A 17,910-nucleotide genomic window follows, 5' to 3' on the forward strand; every position below is an offset into this window, starting at 1 on the left:
CTCAAATTATCAAGCCTAAATCACTGTATCAAAGCCATTTGATTTAGGTGGAGAAGCTGCTTTTTTCATAAGTACTTCCCATAAGTGTACGGATTTCTTCCATTCGGCTGCGGCTTGTCCTTGCTGATACATAGCGTTCTCATAACTGAAAGTAAGTTGTTGCATATCGGCCGAGTTGTAAAGTGTATCGATATGGAGAGCGTACTCTCGGAATGTTTGACTTTCACCCCGTGGTATGCCAATTCTCGCAAATTGTTTTAAAAGTGCAACGTAAGCTTTTGGATAAACGGCACCATCTTTTCGGTATTTATAGAAATGAATAATAAGAAATGTTATCCATTTCATTCTAGTGGTGAAGAGAATGTATCCCATAATACTAATTAGTATCGTAGAGAGGAATACGTACCACCAAGAAAAATTAGTTTTAGAATTTGTGACCTTTTTAGTAGAAGCTTCTTCTGTATTTTCTATTAAACTTTTAAGTTTTGCTTCATTATTTCGTTGATGCGTTTGCTCGTTATTAGAATGATTTGCTTCGCTATTTTGTGAAATAGGAGCAGGCGTATTATTTATAAAATTATAGGGATTGGTAAATCCTTTTGTTGGTTCGAATGGAATCCATCCGTATCCTGGGAAATATACTTCGACCCAAGAGTGTGCGTTATCGTTCGTGATTGTATAAACATCCTCACCTTTTGCAGAGGCAAGTGTATTGTCAAGAGTTCCTTCTGTATAGCCTTTTACCCAGCGAGCAGGAATCCCGGCAGAACGAAGTAGTACAATCATAGACGTCGAAAAATTATTACAGTAGCCGCTTTTTGTATCGAAAAGGAATTGATCTACATAATCTTGGCTTTTGGCAGGGTACAAGACATTCGTTGATTCGTATGTAAAAGAGTTGTCTGTGAAGTAATTTTCAATAGCTAATACTTTATCATACCGGTTGTCTTTATCATTTGTAAGATTAACAGCCAAGTCTTTTACGCGCTGTGGTAATGACTCGGGAAGTTGTGTGTACTTTGTCATAAAATAAGGATTTGTTTCTTGACCTGCATTTGCTTTTACAGCTTTCAAGTTTTCTATGGAAAACTCAGGGATCTCATATGTTACTTTATACGAATGTAAAGTAGTAGAAGAGTCTCCATTCATCGTATAAATTTTTTCTGAAAACGGGTCAACACTGTATGATACATCAGAAGAAGCCTCAACTGATACTAATCCTGCTGGATAGGTAAGGTGAGGGTAACTTTTTTGCATGGTAATTGTTGCCTCAGTAGTTTCCGTTTTTGTATTTTGTTCATACCAGCTTACGACGTCGTTTTTATTTTTAAAAGAAACCTTTTTCGGATTTTCAGAAACTTCCCAACCTTTTCCTGTATAAAAATCTTTTGTTTCTACTCTCCAATATTGTTTGTTTTGCGCTTGTGCTGTGAAAACAATTGTAGGATCCGCCTTAAAAGGACCACCTAATCGCGAGTCATCTAAACCATACCCAATTGTAGAAACTTTTTGTTCTTTACTTGCTTCAGATGTGTTGAATTTTAAAAAATCCATTGAGGGCCAAATTTTGGAGCAAAGTATGCGATGGTTGCTAATAATACAATAAATATTGTAAGTGGTCTAAGTAATTTTGAGATTTCCCTAGCATAATTTTGTAAGTGTTCACGTTCTTTTATTCGTTCTACTTGAAGAAGACTAAGCATAAAAAAGCCGATGACAACAGTACGAATAATAGCGTAGTTTGCATTGTATAAATGTAAGTTATGAAAAGTTGCGATATAAATAATAGTCAATACAAGAAATAGAAACCCACGTTTTTTATGAATAATCCAAAATGAAGTAAAAGAACTCAAAAACCAAAATGAGAGAAAAAATAAAACCGTCGGAAAAACTGGAGAAATATCTAGTAAATTCCCTTGGAAAAACAGGGAGGAATTTCGAAACATATCAGAAAAGAATGCTGTTAGCCAAGATGGATTTATAAAAGCCTTTTTATAATACAGGGAATGAATGATAAATAGGACTGTGACAATTTTTATTGGAATCTGCCACCTCGTTTGAAAAAAAGAGAGAGCGAAGCAAATTCCTATAAATGTTACGAAAATATCTAATCTACCTACATTTGTAATACCTATAAGAGGTCTTAGCCATTCTAGTAAAAGAAGAAATACACATGCATGCATAAAGAATCTGTTCGTATCCCACTTGTATTTTGTTTGTAATGTTATCATTTGCTCACCTCAAAAAACACGTTTGTATACCGGTTTTCATAAACCGTGTTTACAAATATTTGTCGTTTTTTTAGAGTTTCTATTATACTGAGTTCTCGGTGTGAAAGTTGATTCGCTTTTTCTTTCACGACAAACACCATGAATTTTCTGTTTTTTATAGCAGCGCAATCAGCAGCCTTTTGAATATCGGGAGAAAGATTACTTGTCACGAGTATAATCGTTACTGGCTCATAAATTTTTCTTAGTTCCATTTCTACACTTTGAGAGAGCGGGGATACACTGTCTGCTTGTACTTTTGCTAAATGACAAAGGATTTGTTGTAACTGCGTATCTCCATTGTCTAAAGGGAAAATAGTTTGTTCTTTTCCGACAGACACGAATGATGCTGGTGAATTTTGTTTCAAGACAGCTCTCACAATAGAAGCGGTAAATGTGACGACTGATTCGAATAGAGGAGACTCGGTTCTGTCCATGAATATCATGATATTATGGCTGCGCTGTTGTTCAAACTCTTTTGTCATAATATTATTTGTTCGTGCAGTTGCTTTCCAATCAATCCATGAAAAGCGGTCACCAGGTTTATACTCTCTGACACCGACTGAGACTGTAGAGTCTTTTGCTGAATTTATATTTGCTGAAAGCGCTCCGTGTTCGAAATGATTTTCCAATTGTTGATACGTTATATCTACATATTGGGGATAGACTAAAAATGTATCTGGAACTGAAAAAGTTACTTCTTTCTCCATCATGCCGAATAGATCGCCAGTTTTGACACGTACGCTTGAAAAAGTGTGATCGCCTCTAGGGAGTGTATCAATAACATATTGAAACGAAATATTTCGTTTCAATCCTGGGAAGAGTACTACCTTATTTATCTTTGTTTGTTTACAACTTATAAATTGTGGTGGCAGTTCATCTTCTATAACTAAATAAAGTAAGGGAAAAGGAAATTTTCTTTTTATTGTAATCGTGCTTACAAATTGTTCTCCTACTACATATCCATTTTGGTTTGTTATTCGTTTTACTTCAGCGTCCCGTAAAGCGTAGAAGGGGAGTAGTAGCGAATAAAGAGCAATGGGAATTATGCTGTAAAACAAAAACCAACTGACAAATCCTCCTTGAAGCATAGCGTACACAAATATTAGGACTAGGCATAAAGGGAGTAGCAATAACTTCGTAACGTGATATAGCAATCGCAGTATTCGTTTCATCAAGGGTTCATCGTCCTTTGAGTCGGCACTGTTGTTCGTGCAACGATCTTTGCGATAACTTGCTCTCCTGTTATTCCTTCCAATTTTGCTTCCATTTTTAGAATGAGCCTATGAGCCAAAACGTAAGGGGCTAAAAATTTAACATCGTCTGGAATAACATAATTTCTGCCATGGATGAATGCATAAGCCTGTGAAGCTTTCATTAAAGCAATTGAGCCACGTGGACTTGCACCAAGCTGTATAGAATTATACGTACGAGTCTGAGTAACAAGCTTTACAATGTAATGCTTAATTGCTTTGTCCATGTTTACTTCCCGTACGCTTTGTTGTATGTAAAGTAATTCTTCTATTGTAGTAATAGCTTGCAAATGGGAAAGTGGATTTGTTTTTTCCATCCGGTTCAAAATTTCAAATTCTTCTTCTGGTGTAGGATATCCCATTTTTAGTTTCAACAAGAAACGATCGAGCTGAGCTTCTGGTAAAGAGTATGTTCCCTCATATTCGACCGGATTTTGTGTAGCCATTACAAAGAACGGTTTTGGCAAAGGCCTTGTAATGCCATCTATTGTGATATTGCCTTCTTCCATACATTCAAGTAAAGCAGATTGTGTCTTTGGAGATGTACGATTAATTTCATCAGCAAGTACAAAATTCCCCATAATTGGTCCAGGCTTGAACTCAAATTGGAGCTCTTTCGGATTATAAATAGAAACACCTGTTACATCTGATGGCAGTAAATCAGGTGTGAATTGAATTCGCTTGTAATCAGCATCAATGGATTTAGAAAGAGCACGTACTAGCATTGTTTTCCCGACACCAGGAACATCTTCTAATAGTACATGACCTTCAGCTAAGAGAGCTGTCAAAGCTAAGATTGTTTCTTTTCGTTTTCCGACCATTAATTTTTCAATATTGTTAATTATTTTTTCTACAGTGGGATGTAATGAATCAAGCTGGGGCATCGTAATCCTCCTAATTTTATTATCGTTTTCTAATCTATTTAGTGGACAAATTTATAATTCTATTTGTGGGTAGTAAAACTTCTATCTTAAATTCTAAGAATATTCAGATTATTTATTTCGATTACATATAGTATAATTGTTTCCGTAACTAAGGGCAATATAGTAAATAATGATTTGTAGTTTTATGTAAAATATGTCTGGATATAAAATAGTATTGTTAAAGAAAAAATTCCTTATATACAATTTCTAAACTTTTCCTTATGGCAGTTTTGAAATAATATCAAAACTCTTTTTCATATATTTATAAAGAAAAACGTAGGAATGTCTCCTACGTTTTTTCTTTTGCAAAATAGTCGATACCCCAAAATACTATTCTCCTAATAATTAAGATTAACCATAAATCTTCACAACGGAACAAAAGATTTTCTCACAAACTTATTTTCTACTGAATTTTTGACAATCTCTTGAACTGTGCGAAATGTCACATCTGTATTTTATAACCTCTTTTATAGTAAGGGTATGTAAGAGAGACGTATTAAAGGAGTGAACATTATGAAGAAGAAATCTTCAGCACTAATGAGACGTTTAAAATATTTTTCACCAATAGATCGTTATAACGATAATCATACACAAGAAACATATGAAGATCGCGAATGGGAGAATGTGTACAGAAAGCGTTGGCAGCATGATAAAGTAATTCGTTCTACACACGGCGTGAACTGTACTGGTTCATGTAGCTGGAATATATATGTGAAAGATGGAATTGTAACGTGGGAAGGGCAGGAACTTAACTATCCGACTACAGGTCCTGATATGCCTGATTTTGAACCGCGAGGATGCCCACGTGGAGCAAGTTTTTCTTGGTACATTTACAGTCCACTTCGTGTGAAATATCCGTATGTACGTGGTGTTCTTTGGAATATGTGGCAAGAGGAACTGCAAAATAACGAGTCACCATTAGATGCTTGGAAGAGCATTGTGGAAAACCCTGAAAAGGCACGTACGTATAAGCAGGCGCGTGGTAAAGGGGGATTCATTCGTGCGAATTGGGATGAAGTGTTACAACTCGTTTCAGCTTCTTTACTATACACAGTTATGAAATACGGTCCAGACCGAAATGTTGGTTTCTCACCAATTCCAGCTATGTCGATGTTAAGTCATGCAGCTGGTAGTCGCTTTATGCAACTTATGGGTGGACCGATGCTTAGCTTCTATGATTGGTACGCAGATTTACCACCAGCTTCTCCGCAAATTTGGGGTGATCAAACAGATGTACCAGAAAGTAGCGATTGGTATAACTCTGGTTACATTATGACGTGGGGTTCAAATGTACCGATGACGAGAACACCAGATGCACACTTTTTAGCAGAGGTTCGATATAAAGGAACGAAAGTCGTTTCTGTCAGTCCTGACTTCGCTGAATCTACAAAGTTTGCGGATGATTGGATTAGTGTGAAACAAGGTACAGACGGTGCACTTGCGATGGCAATGGGGCATGTGATTTTACAAGAATTTTATGTAGATAATCAAGTGGAATATTTCACAAAGTATGCGAAGCAATATACTGATTTTCCTTTCTTCGTCACATTGAAACAAAAAGGAGATCAATTCGTTGCTGATCGTTTCTTAAATGCTACTGATATTGGACGAGAAACAAAGTTAGGAGAATGGAAGCCTGTTCTTTGGAACGAGAACACGAAAGATTTTGCAACACCTCACGGCACAATGGGGTCACGTTGGGATAACGAAAAGAAATGGAACTTACGTTTAGAAGATGAAGAAACCGGTGAAAAGATTAATCCGCGTCTTTCTTTACTTGGAATGGAAGATAGTGTTCAAACTGTACAAATTCCGTACTTCTCTGATGATGGAAATACAATATTAGAACGTACAATTCCAGTGAAAAAGGTTATGACAGAAGAGGGCGAAGTGTTCGTTACAACTGTATACGACTTAACGTTAGCAAATTACGGCGTGAACCGAGGTCTCGGCGGACAAGAGCCGAAAGATTTCAATGATGATGTACCATTTACACCTGCATGGCAAGAAAACATGACAGGAGTGAAACGAGAGCTTATTATTCAAATCGCTCGTGAGTTTGCACAAAACGCAGTTGATACGAATGGTCGCTCGATGATTATTGTAGGGGCCGGTATTAACCATTGGTTTAATTCTGATACGATTTATCGCGCCGTTTTAAATCTTGTTCTTCTCGTAGGGGCACAAGGTGTAAACGGCGGCGGTTGGGCGCATTATGTCGGTCAAGAAAAATTACGACCGGCAGAAGGATGGCAAACAATCGCGATGGCAAAAGATTGGCAAGGGCCACCGAAATTACAAAATGGTACATCTTTCTTCTATTTCGTAACAGATCAATGGCGCTATGAAGATACACCAGTTGGACATTTAGCATCACCAGTAGAAGGCAACTCTCGTTATCAACATCACGGTGATTACAACGTATTAGCAGCAAGGCTTGGCTGGTTACCTTCGTATCCGACATTCGAGAAAAATGGGATTGAATTATATAAAGAAGCTGTTGCTGCTGGTGCAACAACGCAAGAAGAAATCGGAAAATACGTTGCACAAAAATTAAAAGATAAAGAACTGAAATTTGCGATTGAAGATCCTGATAATAAAAATAACTTCCCTCGCAACTTATTCGTATGGCGTGCAAATTTAATTTCAAGTTCTGGTAAAGGACATGAATATTTCTTGAAACATTTGTTAGGTACAACGAACGGATTAATGAATGATGATAGTGATTCGTTACGACCAGAAGAAATTAAGTGGCATGAAGAAGCACCAGAAGGGAAGCTTGATTTACTCATTAATTTAGATTTCCGTATGGCTGGAACAGCGCTTTATTCTGATATCGTCTTACCTGCTTCAACTTGGTATGAAAAGCATGATTTAAGTAGTACAGATATGCATCCATTTGTACATCCATTTAATCCGGCAATCGGTTCACCGTGGGAAGCGCGCTCTGACTGGGATATTTTCACTTCTCTTTCTAAAGCTGTGTCTGATTTAGCGAAGAAAATTGATCTTGAACCGATGAAAGAAGTTGTTGCAACACCGCTTCTTCACGATACACCGCAAGAATTAGCACAACCACTTGGCAAAATTAAAGACTGGAGTAAAGGTGAGTGTGAACCAATCCCAGGTAAAACGATGCCACAAATTCATGTTGTCGAAAGGGATTATAAAACGATTTATGACAAAATGACTGCGCTAGGACCAAATGCTGGGGAACAGCCGATTGGTACGAAAGGGATTTCTTGGTCAGCAGAAAAAGAATATGAGCAATTAAAGAGTCGATTAGGAGTTGTTCGAACGGATTCTATCGCGAAAGGTTGCCCAGACATAAAAGAAGCGATTAATGCTGCTGAGGCGGTATTAACACTTTCTTCTACAACAAACGGTCATATGGCTGTAAAAGCATGGGAAGCACTTGAAAAACAAACAGATTTAAAACTACGTGATTTAGCAGAAGAACGTGAAGAAGAATGCTTCACATTTGAACAAATTACAGCGCAGCCAAAAACAGTAATTACTTCTCCGGCCTTTACAGGTTCAGAAAAAGGTGGACGTCGTTACTCACCATTTACTACAAACGTGGAACGTCTTATCCCTTGGAGAACGATAACGGGTCGACAATCTTTCTACTTAGATCACGAAATGATGAAAGAGTTTGGTGAAACGATGGCAACATTTAAACCAATTCTGCAACATAAACCGTTCCGTAAATCACGGCCTGAAGTAGAAGGAAAAGAGATTACATTGAACTATTTAACACCGCATAATAAGTGGTCGATTCATAGTATGTATTTCGATTCATTACCGATGTTAACGCTGTTTAGAGGTGGTCCAACTGTTTGGATGAATAAAGAGGATGCTGAAGAAGCTGGTGTTGCAGATAATGATTGGATCGAGTGCTTTAACCGTAACGGTGTTGTTGTAGCGCGTGCTGTTGTAACGCACCGTATACCAAGAGGGATGGCATTTATGCATCATGCACAAGATCGCCACATTAACGTACCTGGAACGAAATTAACAAGCACCCGCGGGGGAACGCATAATAGTCCAACTCGAATTCACGTAAAACCGACACATATGATTGGCGGATATGGCCAATTAAGCTATGGATTTAACTATTATGGTCCAACTGGGAATCAGCGCGACTTAAATGTTGTAATTCGCAAACTGAAGGAGGTAGATTGGCTTGAAGATTAAAGCACAAGTCGGAATGGTAATGAACCTAGATAAATGCATCGGCTGCCATACTTGTAGCGTAACATGCAAAAACACCTGGACAAATCGTCCAGGTGCTGAATATATGTATTTCAATAATGTAGAAACGAAGCCTGGTATTGGTTATCCGAAGCAATGGGAAGATCAGGAGAAATATAAAGGTGGCTGGGAATTGAAAAATGGTGAAATTCAGCTGAAATCCGGTTCGAAAATGAAGCGCCTTATGAATATTTTCCATAATCCAGACCAACCGACAATTGATGATTACTTTGAACCTTGGAACTATGATTATGAAACGTTAACAAATAGTCCGCAGCGTAAGCACCAGCCAGTTGCTCGTCCGAAATCAGCAATTACAGGTGAATTTATCGATAAAATTGAATGGGGTCCAAACTGGGAAGATGATTTAGCTGGTGGACATATAACAGGATTGCAAGATCCGAACGTAAAGAAAATGGAAGAAGAAATTAAAACAGATTTTGAAAATGTCTTTATGATGTATTTACCACGCATATGTGAACATTGTATGAATCCATCTTGCGTTTCATCTTGTCCATCTGGTGCGATGTATAAACGTGAAGAAGATGGCATTGTTCTTGTAAATCAAAATGCATGTCGTGCATGGAGATTCTGCGTATCTTCTTGTCCATATAAAAAAGTGTATTTTAACTGGAAAACGAATAAAGCAGAAAAATGTACAATGTGTTTCCCACGTATTGAAGCTGGTATGCCAACAATTTGTTCAGAAACTTGTGTAGGACGTATCAGGTATATTGGGGTAATGCTATATGACTCTGACAAAGTAAAAGAAGCAGCTTCTGTTGAAGATGAAACAGATTTATATGAATCTCAGCTTACTGTTTTCCTAGATCCAAATGATCCCGAAGTAGCAGCTGAAGCGAAAAAACAAGGCATTCCTGAAGAATGGATTAAAGCGGCACAAGAGTCACCAATCTATAAAATGATTATCGATTGGAAAATTGCTCTGCCTCTTCATCCGGAGTATCGTACAATGCCGATGGTTTGGTATATCCCGCCGCTTAGCCCAATTATGAACATGGTGGAAGGGAAAGGTAGTAACTGGCAAGCAGAAGAGGTTTTCCCTGCGATTGATAATATGCGTATTCCAATTCAATATTTAGCGAATTTACTCACTGCAGGGGATGAGTCACACATTCGTCTTACATTGAAAAAAATGGCTGTTATGCGAACACATATGAGAGCATTGCAAATTAATAAAGAGCCAAATGAAGTTGTATTAAAAGAACTTGGTTTAACGAAACAGGATATAGAAGATATGTATCGTCTTCTTGCCATCGCGAAATATAAAGATCGCTTCGTCATTCCGGGCACTCATCGTGAACAAGTGGCAGATTTATATAGTGAACAAGGAAGTTGTGGTCTTTCATTCACAGGTGGTCCGGGCTCTTGTATGACAATTTCTTAAATAAAGGGGGCAGAAAATGATGAAACAAAGTTTACAAACGGCTTTTTCTTGTTCTTCTTTTCTTCTCTCCTACCCTGAACTAGGGTGGAGAGAAGCTGTAATGGAATTACAAGAAGAGATTGAAGCAATTGAACAGGAAGAAGTTAAAGCATCACTTATAGCATTTATAAAAGAAGTACTAAATAAAACGAATGATCAATTAATTGATTGTTACGTATATACATTCGACTTTGGTAAGAAAACAAATATGTATCTTACTTATATGAACACTGGTGAACAAAGAGAAAGAGGTATTGAATTACTAGAGTTAAAACAGCATTATAAAAAATCTGGTTTGGAAGTAACAGATAAAGAACTACCTGATTATTTACCGCTTTTGCTTGAGTTCTTTGCAAATGCAGATGAACAAGATAGTGAACCGATTATGAGTAAATACAAGGAGAATATACAAGCATTGCATGTGCAGTTAAAAGAAGCAGACAGTATGTATGAACCAATTCTTGCAGCTATTCTCCTCGCTATCGATATATGGGGTGTACAGACAAATTAGAAAGGAGAGTTGTCAAAATGATGGATCAATTTCTATGGGTATTGTTTCCCTATATCATTTTTGCAATCTTTATCGGTGGACATATTTTCAGATACAACTATGATCAATTTGGATGGACATCAAAATCTAGCGAACTATTAGAAAAGAAAATGCTCCGAATCGGAAGTCTATTATTCCACTTTGGGATTATGTTCGTAATTGGCGGTCATGTTATGGGGATTTTAATTCCAGAGGCTGTATATCGTTCAATAGGTATTTCTGAACATATGTATCACATAATGGCAATTAGTTTCGGGCTTCCGGCAGGTGTTGCTTCTATTATCGGATTAATTATATTAACGTACCGCCGTGTAACAGTAAAACGTATCATTGCAACGAGCACAAAGGGAGATTATATTGCGCTTATTTTATTACTTATCGTCATGTTAGCAGGACTTTCTTCAACATTTTTAAATATCGACTCAAAGGGGTTTGATTATCGTACAACGATCGGTCCTTGGTTCCGAAGTCTATTCGTTTTCCAACCGAAAGTTGAATATATGATGGAAGTACCAGTATGGTTTAAAATTCACATTCTTGCAGGCATGGGGCTATTCGCAGTATGGCCATTTACAAGACTTGTACATGTATTTAGCGCCCCAATTAAATACGTAAGCCGTAGTTATGTAATTTACAGAAGACGTATTCCTAATGAATTGAAAAAATAGGAGCTAGCGGTTAAAACGAAACGAGGTCTAATATGGAAGGCCTCGTTTTTGTCTATATAGGGAATAACCGTTAATAAGTAGCTTGAATTGAAAAAAGATTAGCATCTAAATAAGATGCTAATCAATGCTGCAAACAGAGGCAGAGCAATCTTCACAAGCAATTTCACATTTTAAAAACTGCAAATCGTGAATTGTAATCTTTCCTTTATGAATAGAAATTGTACCTTGCTTTTTTAATTCATTTAACATCCGATTTACGCTTTCACGGGAAGTTGCACAGAAGTTCGCAAGTTCTTGATTCGTTAATGGTAAATCAATGAGAATCCCATTCTCTTTTAACAAACCGTAACTATTCGTCATTCGAATGAGAGTAGAATACAGGGCACCTTTTTTGCCGTGTAATACTAAATCTCGGAACTTTGTTTGCATTCTTCTTAAATGTTCACTAATCCATTTCATAAATTCAAATACAAGAGCGGGCTTTTCGAGTAATGCTTTTTCTAAGGCTTCACGCTTTATAACTCCTACTTCAACATCTTCAAGGCATTTTGAATTTAATAAATACTTCGCATTGTCCGTGAACAATGTTAATTCTCCAATAATGTCGTATTCCGAACAAATCCGGAGTGTCAATTCTTGCCCATCAGCACTTAGTTTACTAATTTGTACTTTTCCGAAGTGGATGATATAGAGTTCAGTTGCTTCCATACCTTCTTGAAAAATAAAACTACCTTTTTTAATTTGCATTTTATATTCAACAGATGCAAGTAATTCTTTTAAATCTTGAGATAATGTCATACTGTTTGCCACAGTGATCACCTTTCTTCTTATAAGCAATACATTTCCTATTTTGAGTGTAAGTATGATGAAAATGCAAGAGCTATTTTAAAAATAAATTGAAATTTCAATGACCGTAAGGGGAAGAGGTTTTCAGTTTTTAGTTTGAAAAAATCAATACATAAAGTAGATGAGACTAAAGATGTGAACAAAATTCGAACGGATTTGTGAAGAATTTTTGAATGGGGAAAGTAATGTGAGAAAAGTCACATTAAATATGTAACTTCTTTTTTATAATGAAGGCAAATAAAAAACGAAAGCTTACTAAGGATTTGAGCAGAAAAGAAGGGATATAGATGCAGGAGAACATGAAAGATTCATTAGAACGACCACTTCAAGATTTACGTATTTCAGTTATTGATCGTTGTAATTTTAGGTGCACATACTGTATGCCTGCTGAAGTGTTCGGACCTGATTATGCTTTTTTACAGGAAGAGTTTTTATTAACTTTTGATGAAATAGAAAGATTAGCGAAATTATTTATAAGTATGGGAGTCAATAAAATTAGGCTTACTGGTGGTGAACCGTTATTGCGTAAAGACTTGCCGACGTTAATTGCAAGACTTGCAAAGCTAGAAGGCTTAAAAGATATTGGACTCACAACAAACGGTATTCATTTAGCAAAACAAGCAAAGTTATTAAAAGAAGCAGGATTAAAACGTGTAAATATTAGTTTAGATGCGATAGAGGATCCTGTCTTCCAAAAAATTAATGGACGAAATGTAAGCACAAAACCTGTATTAAAAGGAATTGAAGCAGCAAAAAAAGCAGGATTAGAAGTAAAAGTAAATATGGTCGTAAAAAAAGGAATGAATGATAGTCAAATTCTTCATATGGCTCGTTATTTTAAAGAACAAGAAATTCAGCTCCGTTTTATCGAGTTTATGGATGTTGGCAGTACGAACGGATGGAACTTTGAACAAGTCATTACGAAGGAACAATTAATAGAGAAAATTAATCGTGTATATCCGATTGAGCTTGTTAAGCCCCGTTACTTTGGAGAAGTTGCAAAGTTGTATCGATATGTAGGGAGCGATGCAGAAGTTGGATTTATTACTTCTGTCTCTGAGTCCTTTTGTTCTTCTTGTACGAGAGCTCGTATTTCAGCAGACGGTAAGTTTTTTACATGCTTATTCGGAGCAAATGGAACGGATTTACGAACGCTTCTTCGAGAAAATATTTCTGACGCCTCATTATTAAAAATTTTACAACATACATGGCGATATAGAACAGATCGATATTCAGATGAAAGAACGGTTGAAAGTACAAATAAACGTCCAAAAGTTGAAATGTCTTACATTGGTGGATAGTGAAAGGAGCATTCCTTATGCAAGAGCGTTATTCAAGACAAGTATTGTTTTCTGGAATTGGTGAAATGGGACAAAGAAAAATAAGAGAAAAGCATGTGCTTCTAATCGGTGCGGGTGCACTAGGAGCTGCAAATGCAGAAGCGCTCGTTAGGATGGGAATTGGGAAATTGACAATTGCTGACCGTGACTACGTCGAATGGAGTAATTTACAACGGCAACAGTTATATACAGAAGAAGATGCACAGCAGTGCAAACCGAAAGCAATTGCAGCGGCAGAGCATTTAAGAAAGATTAATTCTGAAGTGGAAATTGTACCAGTTGTAACGGATGTCGCAATGAAAGAAATGGAAGAGTTAACAAAAGAAGTGGACCTTATATTAGATGCGACTGACAATTTTGATACGCGTTTACTTATAAATGACATTTCACAAAAAGAAAATATACCTTGGATATACGGTGGATGTATTGGAAGTTACGGTGTAACGTATACAATTCTTCCAGGGAAAACACCATGTTTTCGCTGCTTAATGGATCATCCTATGGGAGGTGCAACATGCGATACAGCCGGAATCATTCAGCCAGCGGTACAAATGGTTGTTGCTCACCAAGTAACAGAAGCGATGAAAATATTGGTGGATGATTTCGAAGCAGTACGAGGAACAATGTTATCATTTGATATTTGGAATAATCAATGTCTCTCACTAAAAGTAAATAGACAGAAGAAAAATACATGCCCATCTTGCGGAAATACACGCACGTACCCAAGTTTAACATTTGAAGCACAGATGAAAACGGAAGTGCTATGCGGGCGGAATACAGTTCAAATCCGTTCAGGAATAAAGAAAATTCTTAATTTAGAAGAAATTCAAAAGCGCTTACAAAAAAGTGTGAATGTCAAAAAAACTCCATATTTACTATCGTTTCTAGTAGAGGAATATCGTTTCGTTTTATTTACAGATGGTAGGGCATTTATTCATGGAACAAATGATGTAAAAATGGCCAAACGATTATACGCAAAATATATAGGATGAATAGATAGAGAGAGTCTCCTTATCAAAAAGAGGTGAAACAGGAATGTTAGAAAAACGTATACCAATTCCAGTGGCAGAAGCAGTTGCAAGTGTAATGGAATATGCCTATCAAGGTGAAGTGGAAAAGGTTTCTCTTATAGAAAGTTACGGAAGAATCCTCGGAGAAGATGTTATTGCTGATCATGATGTTCCGCATTTTGATCGCTCTCCATACGACGGATTTGCGATTCGAGCAGAAGATACGAAAGAAGCCAGTAGCAGTAATCCCATTCAGTTTGAAGTGATTGACGAAATTGGAGCAGGTTTTGTTTTTTCAGAAGAAGTGAAAGCATTTCAAGCTGTCCGTATTATGACAGGAGCCGCAATTCCAGCAGGGTGTAATGCTGTTGTTATGTTAGAGCTAACGGAAGGATTTGAAGAAAACGAAAAGACTTATATGGTATTAAAACGCTCTTTCTCTTCTGGTGATAACATTTCTTTTAAAGGAGAAGATGTAAAACAAAATAGCATCCTTGTGAAAAAAGGGACTGTTATTAATCCGGGAGTAGCGGCGTTTCTTGCTACATTTGGCTATAGTTCCGTACATGTTGTAAAACAGCCGGTTATTGGAATTGTAACGACAGGAAGTGAACTGCTCGAAGTACATGAACAATTAAGGACAGGGAAGATTCGAAATAGTAACTCCTATATGATAGCTGCTCAAATTGAACGGGCAGGTGGAGCTGTCCGGTATTATGGACAATTCGTTGACGATTTTGAGACGTGTTATAACACTGTAAAAAAAGCGATGAAAGAGGTCGATATTTTAATTACAACTGGTGGCGTTTCAGTAGGAGACTATGACTATTTACCTGCTATTTATGAGAGATTACAAGCAAATGTACTTTTCAACAAAATAGCGATGCGACCAGGAAGTGTGACAACTGTAGCTGAGCTAGAAGGAAAACTATTATTTGGTTTATCTGGTAATCCATCTGCTTGTTATGTCGGGTGTGAATTATATGTTCGACCAGTCATCGGAACATATTTGCATAGGAAAGATCCGCACGTATATCGTGCAGAAGCAATTTTACAGAAAGACTTTCCGAAAGCAAATCCGTTTATTCGTTTTGTAAGAGGGAGAGTGGAAATTGTAGATGGCCAATTGCAAGTTACACCAGTTGGTTTAGATAAATCTAGTGCAATTTCTTCACTTGCAGAAGCGAATGCATTTATCGTTTTGCCAGGGGGAACGAGAGGATTTGAAGCAGGAATAACTGTTTCGGTACTGTTATTAGAATTAAACGTCGGAAGTGAGTGGCCATGGAAAGAACCACTTCGATCATACAAGTAATAGGAAAATAGATTGCCAACTTATACAAAGATAAGAGGTGCAAAATGACAAATACGTATTATGAAGTAATTGATACACCTATTTCAATTGAAGAAGTTACCAACAAAGTAATTCGTCGTGAGTGTGGGGCGGTTACTACTTTTATTGGTACTGTTAGAGAATTTACGAAAGAGCGTCGTACGCTTTATTTAGAGTATGCAGCTTATAAGACAATGGCAGAAAAGCAGCTTGAGAAAATTGGTATTGAAGTTAAAGAGAAATGGTCTGGGACATATGTGGCAATTACACATCGCATAGGTACATTACAAATTTCTGATTTGGCTGTTGTCGTTGCTGTTGCTACACCACATCGGAAAGCGGCCTATGAGGCGAATGAATATATTATGGAGCGTATAAAACAAATTGTTCCGATTTGGAAGAAAGAGTTTTGGGAAGATGGTGAATCATGGATAGGTGATCAGTTAGAGAAAACAGCATATGTAGATGGTGAGCCTGGAAAGGAGATGAGAACATGATTGAAGTACTATTATTTGCACATTTGCAAGAAGAAGTAAGTAAGCCAGCTTTGCACATAGATTGTGAAAATATTACGGTTGTGGAATTAAAGGAAGTATTGACTAAGAACTACAACGTAGCAATTCCAAACGAGATTATGGTCGCCATAAATGAAGAGTATGCAAATGAGGATGACATCATTCAAACTGGTGATATTGTAGCGATGATTCCGCCAGTAAGTGGTGGTTGATTCTTTTCAGCCTAATCATGTTAGGACGTGATTAGGCTGGAGAGAATGAATATAACTATGCATACATAGGAGGGAACAGGATGAAAAGTCCTAATTTTCAATTAAGTCTACAAACTTCTAATCTAGTTATCGGTTTTATGGTATGGGTCATTTTATCATCATTAATGCCTTATATTAAAGCGGATATCCCATTAACTGCGGGACAAATTTCTATGGTCACAGCAGTACCTGTTATTTTGGGCTCTATTCTCCGCATTCCAATTGGTTATTGGACAAATCGTTTCGGAGCAAGAAAGTTATTCTTTATTAGTTTTATTCTATTATTATTTCCTGTCTTTTATATTAGTGTTGCCAATTCTATGATGGATTTAATTATTGGTGGATTATTTGTAGGAATCGGTGGAGCGGTATTCTCAGTAGGGGTAACTTCTTTACCGAAATACTTCCCAAAAGAAAGTCACGGTTTTGTAAATGGTATTTATGGTGTCGGTAACGCCGGAACAGCAATTACTTCGTTTTTAGCACCTGTTATCGCAACTTCAGTTGGTTGGAGAACGACAGTACAGTGTTATTTAGTTTTACTTGCAGCGTTTGCACTTATGAACTTTTTATTAGGTGATCGTAAAGAGAAAAAAGTGAACACACCATTAATGGAACAAATAAAAGGTGTATATAAAAACGAAAAACTTTGGTTCCTATGTATCTTTTACTTTTTAACTTTCGGATCATTTGTCGCATTTACTGTATACTTACCAAACTTTTTAGTATCTCACTTCGGTTTAGAGAAAGTAGATGCCGGTATGCGGACAGCAGGATTTATCGTATTAGCAACAATCATGCGCCCGATTGGCGGTTGGCTCGGTGATAAGTTTAACCCCTTTAAAATATTAATCTTCGTATTTATCGGTTTAACACTTTCAGGTATTGTTTTATCATTTATGCCTAGCATGAACGTGTATACATTTGGTTGTTTACTAGTCGCATTTTGTGCAGGTATCGGTAATGGTACAATCTTTAAACTTGTTCCAATGTACTTCTCTGAACAAGCTGGTATTGTAAATGGACTCGTTTCAGCTTTAGGTGGACTAGGAGGGTTCTTCCCACCATTAATTTTAACATTACTATTCCAACTGACAGGTCATTATGCGATTGGATTTATGGCATTATCAGAAGTTGCACTCGCTTGTTTAATTATTACAGTGTGGATGTATAGTCAAGAGAAATTGTTAGTGATGTTAAAGAATCATTAATAAGGAAAAAGGATGTCTAGTAGTAATCTGTACCCTTTGTAA

The 17,910-nt window shown here is 37.0% G+C and carries 13 protein-coding genes and 1 pseudogene; 10 read left to right on the forward strand and 4 right to left on the reverse strand.

The window, feature by feature from the left end; genetic code table 11:
* Nucleotides 1-15: 15 nt before the first annotated feature.
* The 3 genes and pseudogenes from COK05_RS07385 to COK05_RS07395 form a co-directional block, all read right to left on the reverse strand.
* Nucleotides 16-2,231, reverse strand: a pseudogene (locus COK05_RS07385) (transglutaminase TgpA family protein).
* Complete coding sequence (locus tag COK05_RS07390) at nucleotides 2,228-3,442, reverse strand: DUF58 domain-containing protein (RefSeq protein ID WP_098612055.1); 1,215 nt, start codon at nucleotides 3,440-3,442, stop codon at nucleotides 2,228-2,230. Before COK05_RS07390 ends, COK05_RS07385 begins: the two are co-directional and overlap by 4 nt.
* The gene (locus tag COK05_RS07395; RefSeq protein WP_098612056.1) at nucleotides 3,442-4,404 is read right to left on the reverse strand and encodes an AAA family ATPase; all 963 of its coding nucleotides are present in this window, start codon (nucleotides 4,402-4,404) and stop codon (nucleotides 3,442-3,444) included. The genes COK05_RS07390 and COK05_RS07395 overlap by 1 nt, the downstream gene beginning before the upstream one ends.
* Before the next feature lie 552 nt (nucleotides 4,405-4,956).
* On the opposite strand from COK05_RS07395, the gene COK05_RS07400 reads away from it, so the two are divergent.
* Genes COK05_RS07400 through narI form a run of 4 tightly spaced genes read left to right on the forward strand, consistent with a single transcriptional unit; the run spans nucleotide 4,957 to nucleotide 11,362 of the window.
* Nucleotides 4,957-8,640 carry a nitrate reductase subunit alpha gene (locus COK05_RS07400; protein ID WP_098612057.1) on the forward strand — a complete coding sequence of 1,228 codons (3,684 nt, stop codon included), beginning with the start codon at nucleotides 4,957-4,959 and terminating at the stop codon, nucleotides 8,638-8,640.
* Complete coding sequence (gene narH / locus COK05_RS07405) at nucleotides 8,630-10,105, forward strand: nitrate reductase subunit beta (protein ID WP_098612058.1); 1,476 nt, start codon at nucleotides 8,630-8,632, stop codon at nucleotides 10,103-10,105. The genes COK05_RS07400 and narH overlap by 11 nt, the downstream gene beginning before the upstream one ends.
* A 19-nt stretch (nucleotides 10,106-10,124) precedes the next feature.
* On the forward strand, nucleotides 10,125-10,655 hold the full coding sequence (gene narJ, locus COK05_RS07410; protein WP_098612069.1) for a nitrate reductase molybdenum cofactor assembly chaperone: 531 nt from the start codon (nucleotides 10,125-10,127) through the stop codon (nucleotides 10,653-10,655).
* Nucleotides 10,656-10,672: 17 nt separating this feature from the next.
* Nucleotides 10,673-11,362: a respiratory nitrate reductase subunit gamma gene (narI, locus tag COK05_RS07415; protein WP_098612059.1), complete on the forward strand. Its 690-nt coding sequence runs from the start codon at nucleotides 10,673-10,675 to the stop codon at nucleotides 11,360-11,362.
* Nucleotides 11,363-11,479: 117 nt separating this feature from the next.
* On the opposite strand, the gene COK05_RS07420 is transcribed toward narI, so the two are convergent.
* Nucleotides 11,480-12,172 (reverse strand): Crp/Fnr family transcriptional regulator, encoded by a 693-nt coding sequence (locus COK05_RS07420; RefSeq protein ID WP_098612060.1) that lies wholly within the window; start codon nucleotides 12,170-12,172, stop codon nucleotides 11,480-11,482.
* 323 nt (nucleotides 12,173-12,495) lie between these two features.
* On the opposite strand from COK05_RS07420, the gene moaA reads away from it, so the two are divergent.
* The 6 genes from moaA (at nucleotide 12,496) to narK (ending at nucleotide 17,868) form a co-directional block, all read left to right on the forward strand.
* Nucleotides 12,496-13,509 (forward strand): GTP 3',8-cyclase MoaA, encoded by a 1,014-nt coding sequence (moaA, locus tag COK05_RS07425; RefSeq protein ID WP_098612061.1) that lies wholly within the window; start codon nucleotides 12,496-12,498, stop codon nucleotides 13,507-13,509.
* 17 nt (nucleotides 13,510-13,526) lie between these two features.
* Entirely contained in the window at nucleotides 13,527-14,540 is a 1,014-nt protein-coding gene (locus tag COK05_RS07430) for a molybdopterin-synthase adenylyltransferase MoeB (RefSeq protein WP_098612062.1), read from the forward strand.
* 43 nt (nucleotides 14,541-14,583) lie between these two features.
* Entirely contained in the window at nucleotides 14,584-15,873 is a 1,290-nt protein-coding gene (locus COK05_RS07435; protein ID WP_098612063.1) for a molybdopterin molybdotransferase MoeA, read from the forward strand.
* Nucleotides 15,874-15,917: 44 nt separating this feature from the next.
* Nucleotides 15,918-16,388, forward strand: coding sequence for a molybdenum cofactor biosynthesis protein MoaE (locus tag COK05_RS07440; protein WP_098612064.1), 471 nt, complete (start codon nucleotides 15,918-15,920; stop codon nucleotides 16,386-16,388).
* Complete coding sequence (gene moaD / locus COK05_RS07445) at nucleotides 16,385-16,618, forward strand: molybdopterin converting factor subunit 1 (protein ID WP_098612065.1); 234 nt, start codon at nucleotides 16,385-16,387, stop codon at nucleotides 16,616-16,618. The genes COK05_RS07440 and moaD overlap by 4 nt, the downstream gene beginning before the upstream one ends.
* A gap of 80 nt (nucleotides 16,619-16,698) precedes the next feature.
* Nucleotides 16,699-17,868 (forward strand): nitrate transporter NarK, encoded by a 1,170-nt coding sequence (narK, locus tag COK05_RS07450; RefSeq protein ID WP_098612066.1) that lies wholly within the window; start codon nucleotides 16,699-16,701, stop codon nucleotides 17,866-17,868.
* The last annotated feature ends 42 nt before the right edge of the window (nucleotides 17,869-17,910 follow it).

The organism is Bacillus cereus (assembly GCF_002567495.1).
Lineage (GTDB): Bacteria > Bacillota > Bacilli > Bacillales > Bacillaceae_G > Bacillus_A > Bacillus_A cereus_AQ.

Excerpts from the sequence above, each read along its gene's own strand:
- COK05_RS07390 (WP_098612055.1), bottom strand. The coding sequence starts at position 3,442 with ATGAAACGAATACTGCGATTGCTATATCACGTTACGAAGTTATTGCTA.
- COK05_RS07395 (WP_098612056.1), bottom strand. The coding sequence starts at position 4,404 with ATGCCCCAGCTTGATTCATTACATCCCACTGTAGAAAAAATAATTAAC.
- COK05_RS07400 (WP_098612057.1), top strand. The coding sequence starts at position 4,957 with ATGAAGAAGAAATCTTCAGCACTAATGAGACGTTTAAAATATTTTTCA.
- narJ (WP_098612069.1), top strand. The coding sequence starts at position 10,125 with ATGAAACAAAGTTTACAAACGGCTTTTTCTTGTTCTTCTTTTCTTCTC.
- narI (WP_098612059.1), top strand. The coding sequence starts at position 10,673 with ATGATGGATCAATTTCTATGGGTATTGTTTCCCTATATCATTTTTGCA.
- moaA (WP_098612061.1), top strand. The coding sequence starts at position 12,496 with ATGCAGGAGAACATGAAAGATTCATTAGAACGACCACTTCAAGATTTA.
- COK05_RS07430 (WP_098612062.1), top strand. The coding sequence starts at position 13,527 with ATGCAAGAGCGTTATTCAAGACAAGTATTGTTTTCTGGAATTGGTGAA.
- COK05_RS07435 (WP_098612063.1), top strand. The coding sequence starts at position 14,584 with ATGTTAGAAAAACGTATACCAATTCCAGTGGCAGAAGCAGTTGCAAGT.
- COK05_RS07440 (WP_098612064.1), top strand. The coding sequence starts at position 15,918 with ATGACAAATACGTATTATGAAGTAATTGATACACCTATTTCAATTGAA.
- moaD (WP_098612065.1), top strand. The coding sequence starts at position 16,385 with ATGATTGAAGTACTATTATTTGCACATTTGCAAGAAGAAGTAAGTAAG.
- narK (WP_098612066.1), top strand. The coding sequence starts at position 16,699 with ATGAAAAGTCCTAATTTTCAATTAAGTCTACAAACTTCTAATCTAGTT.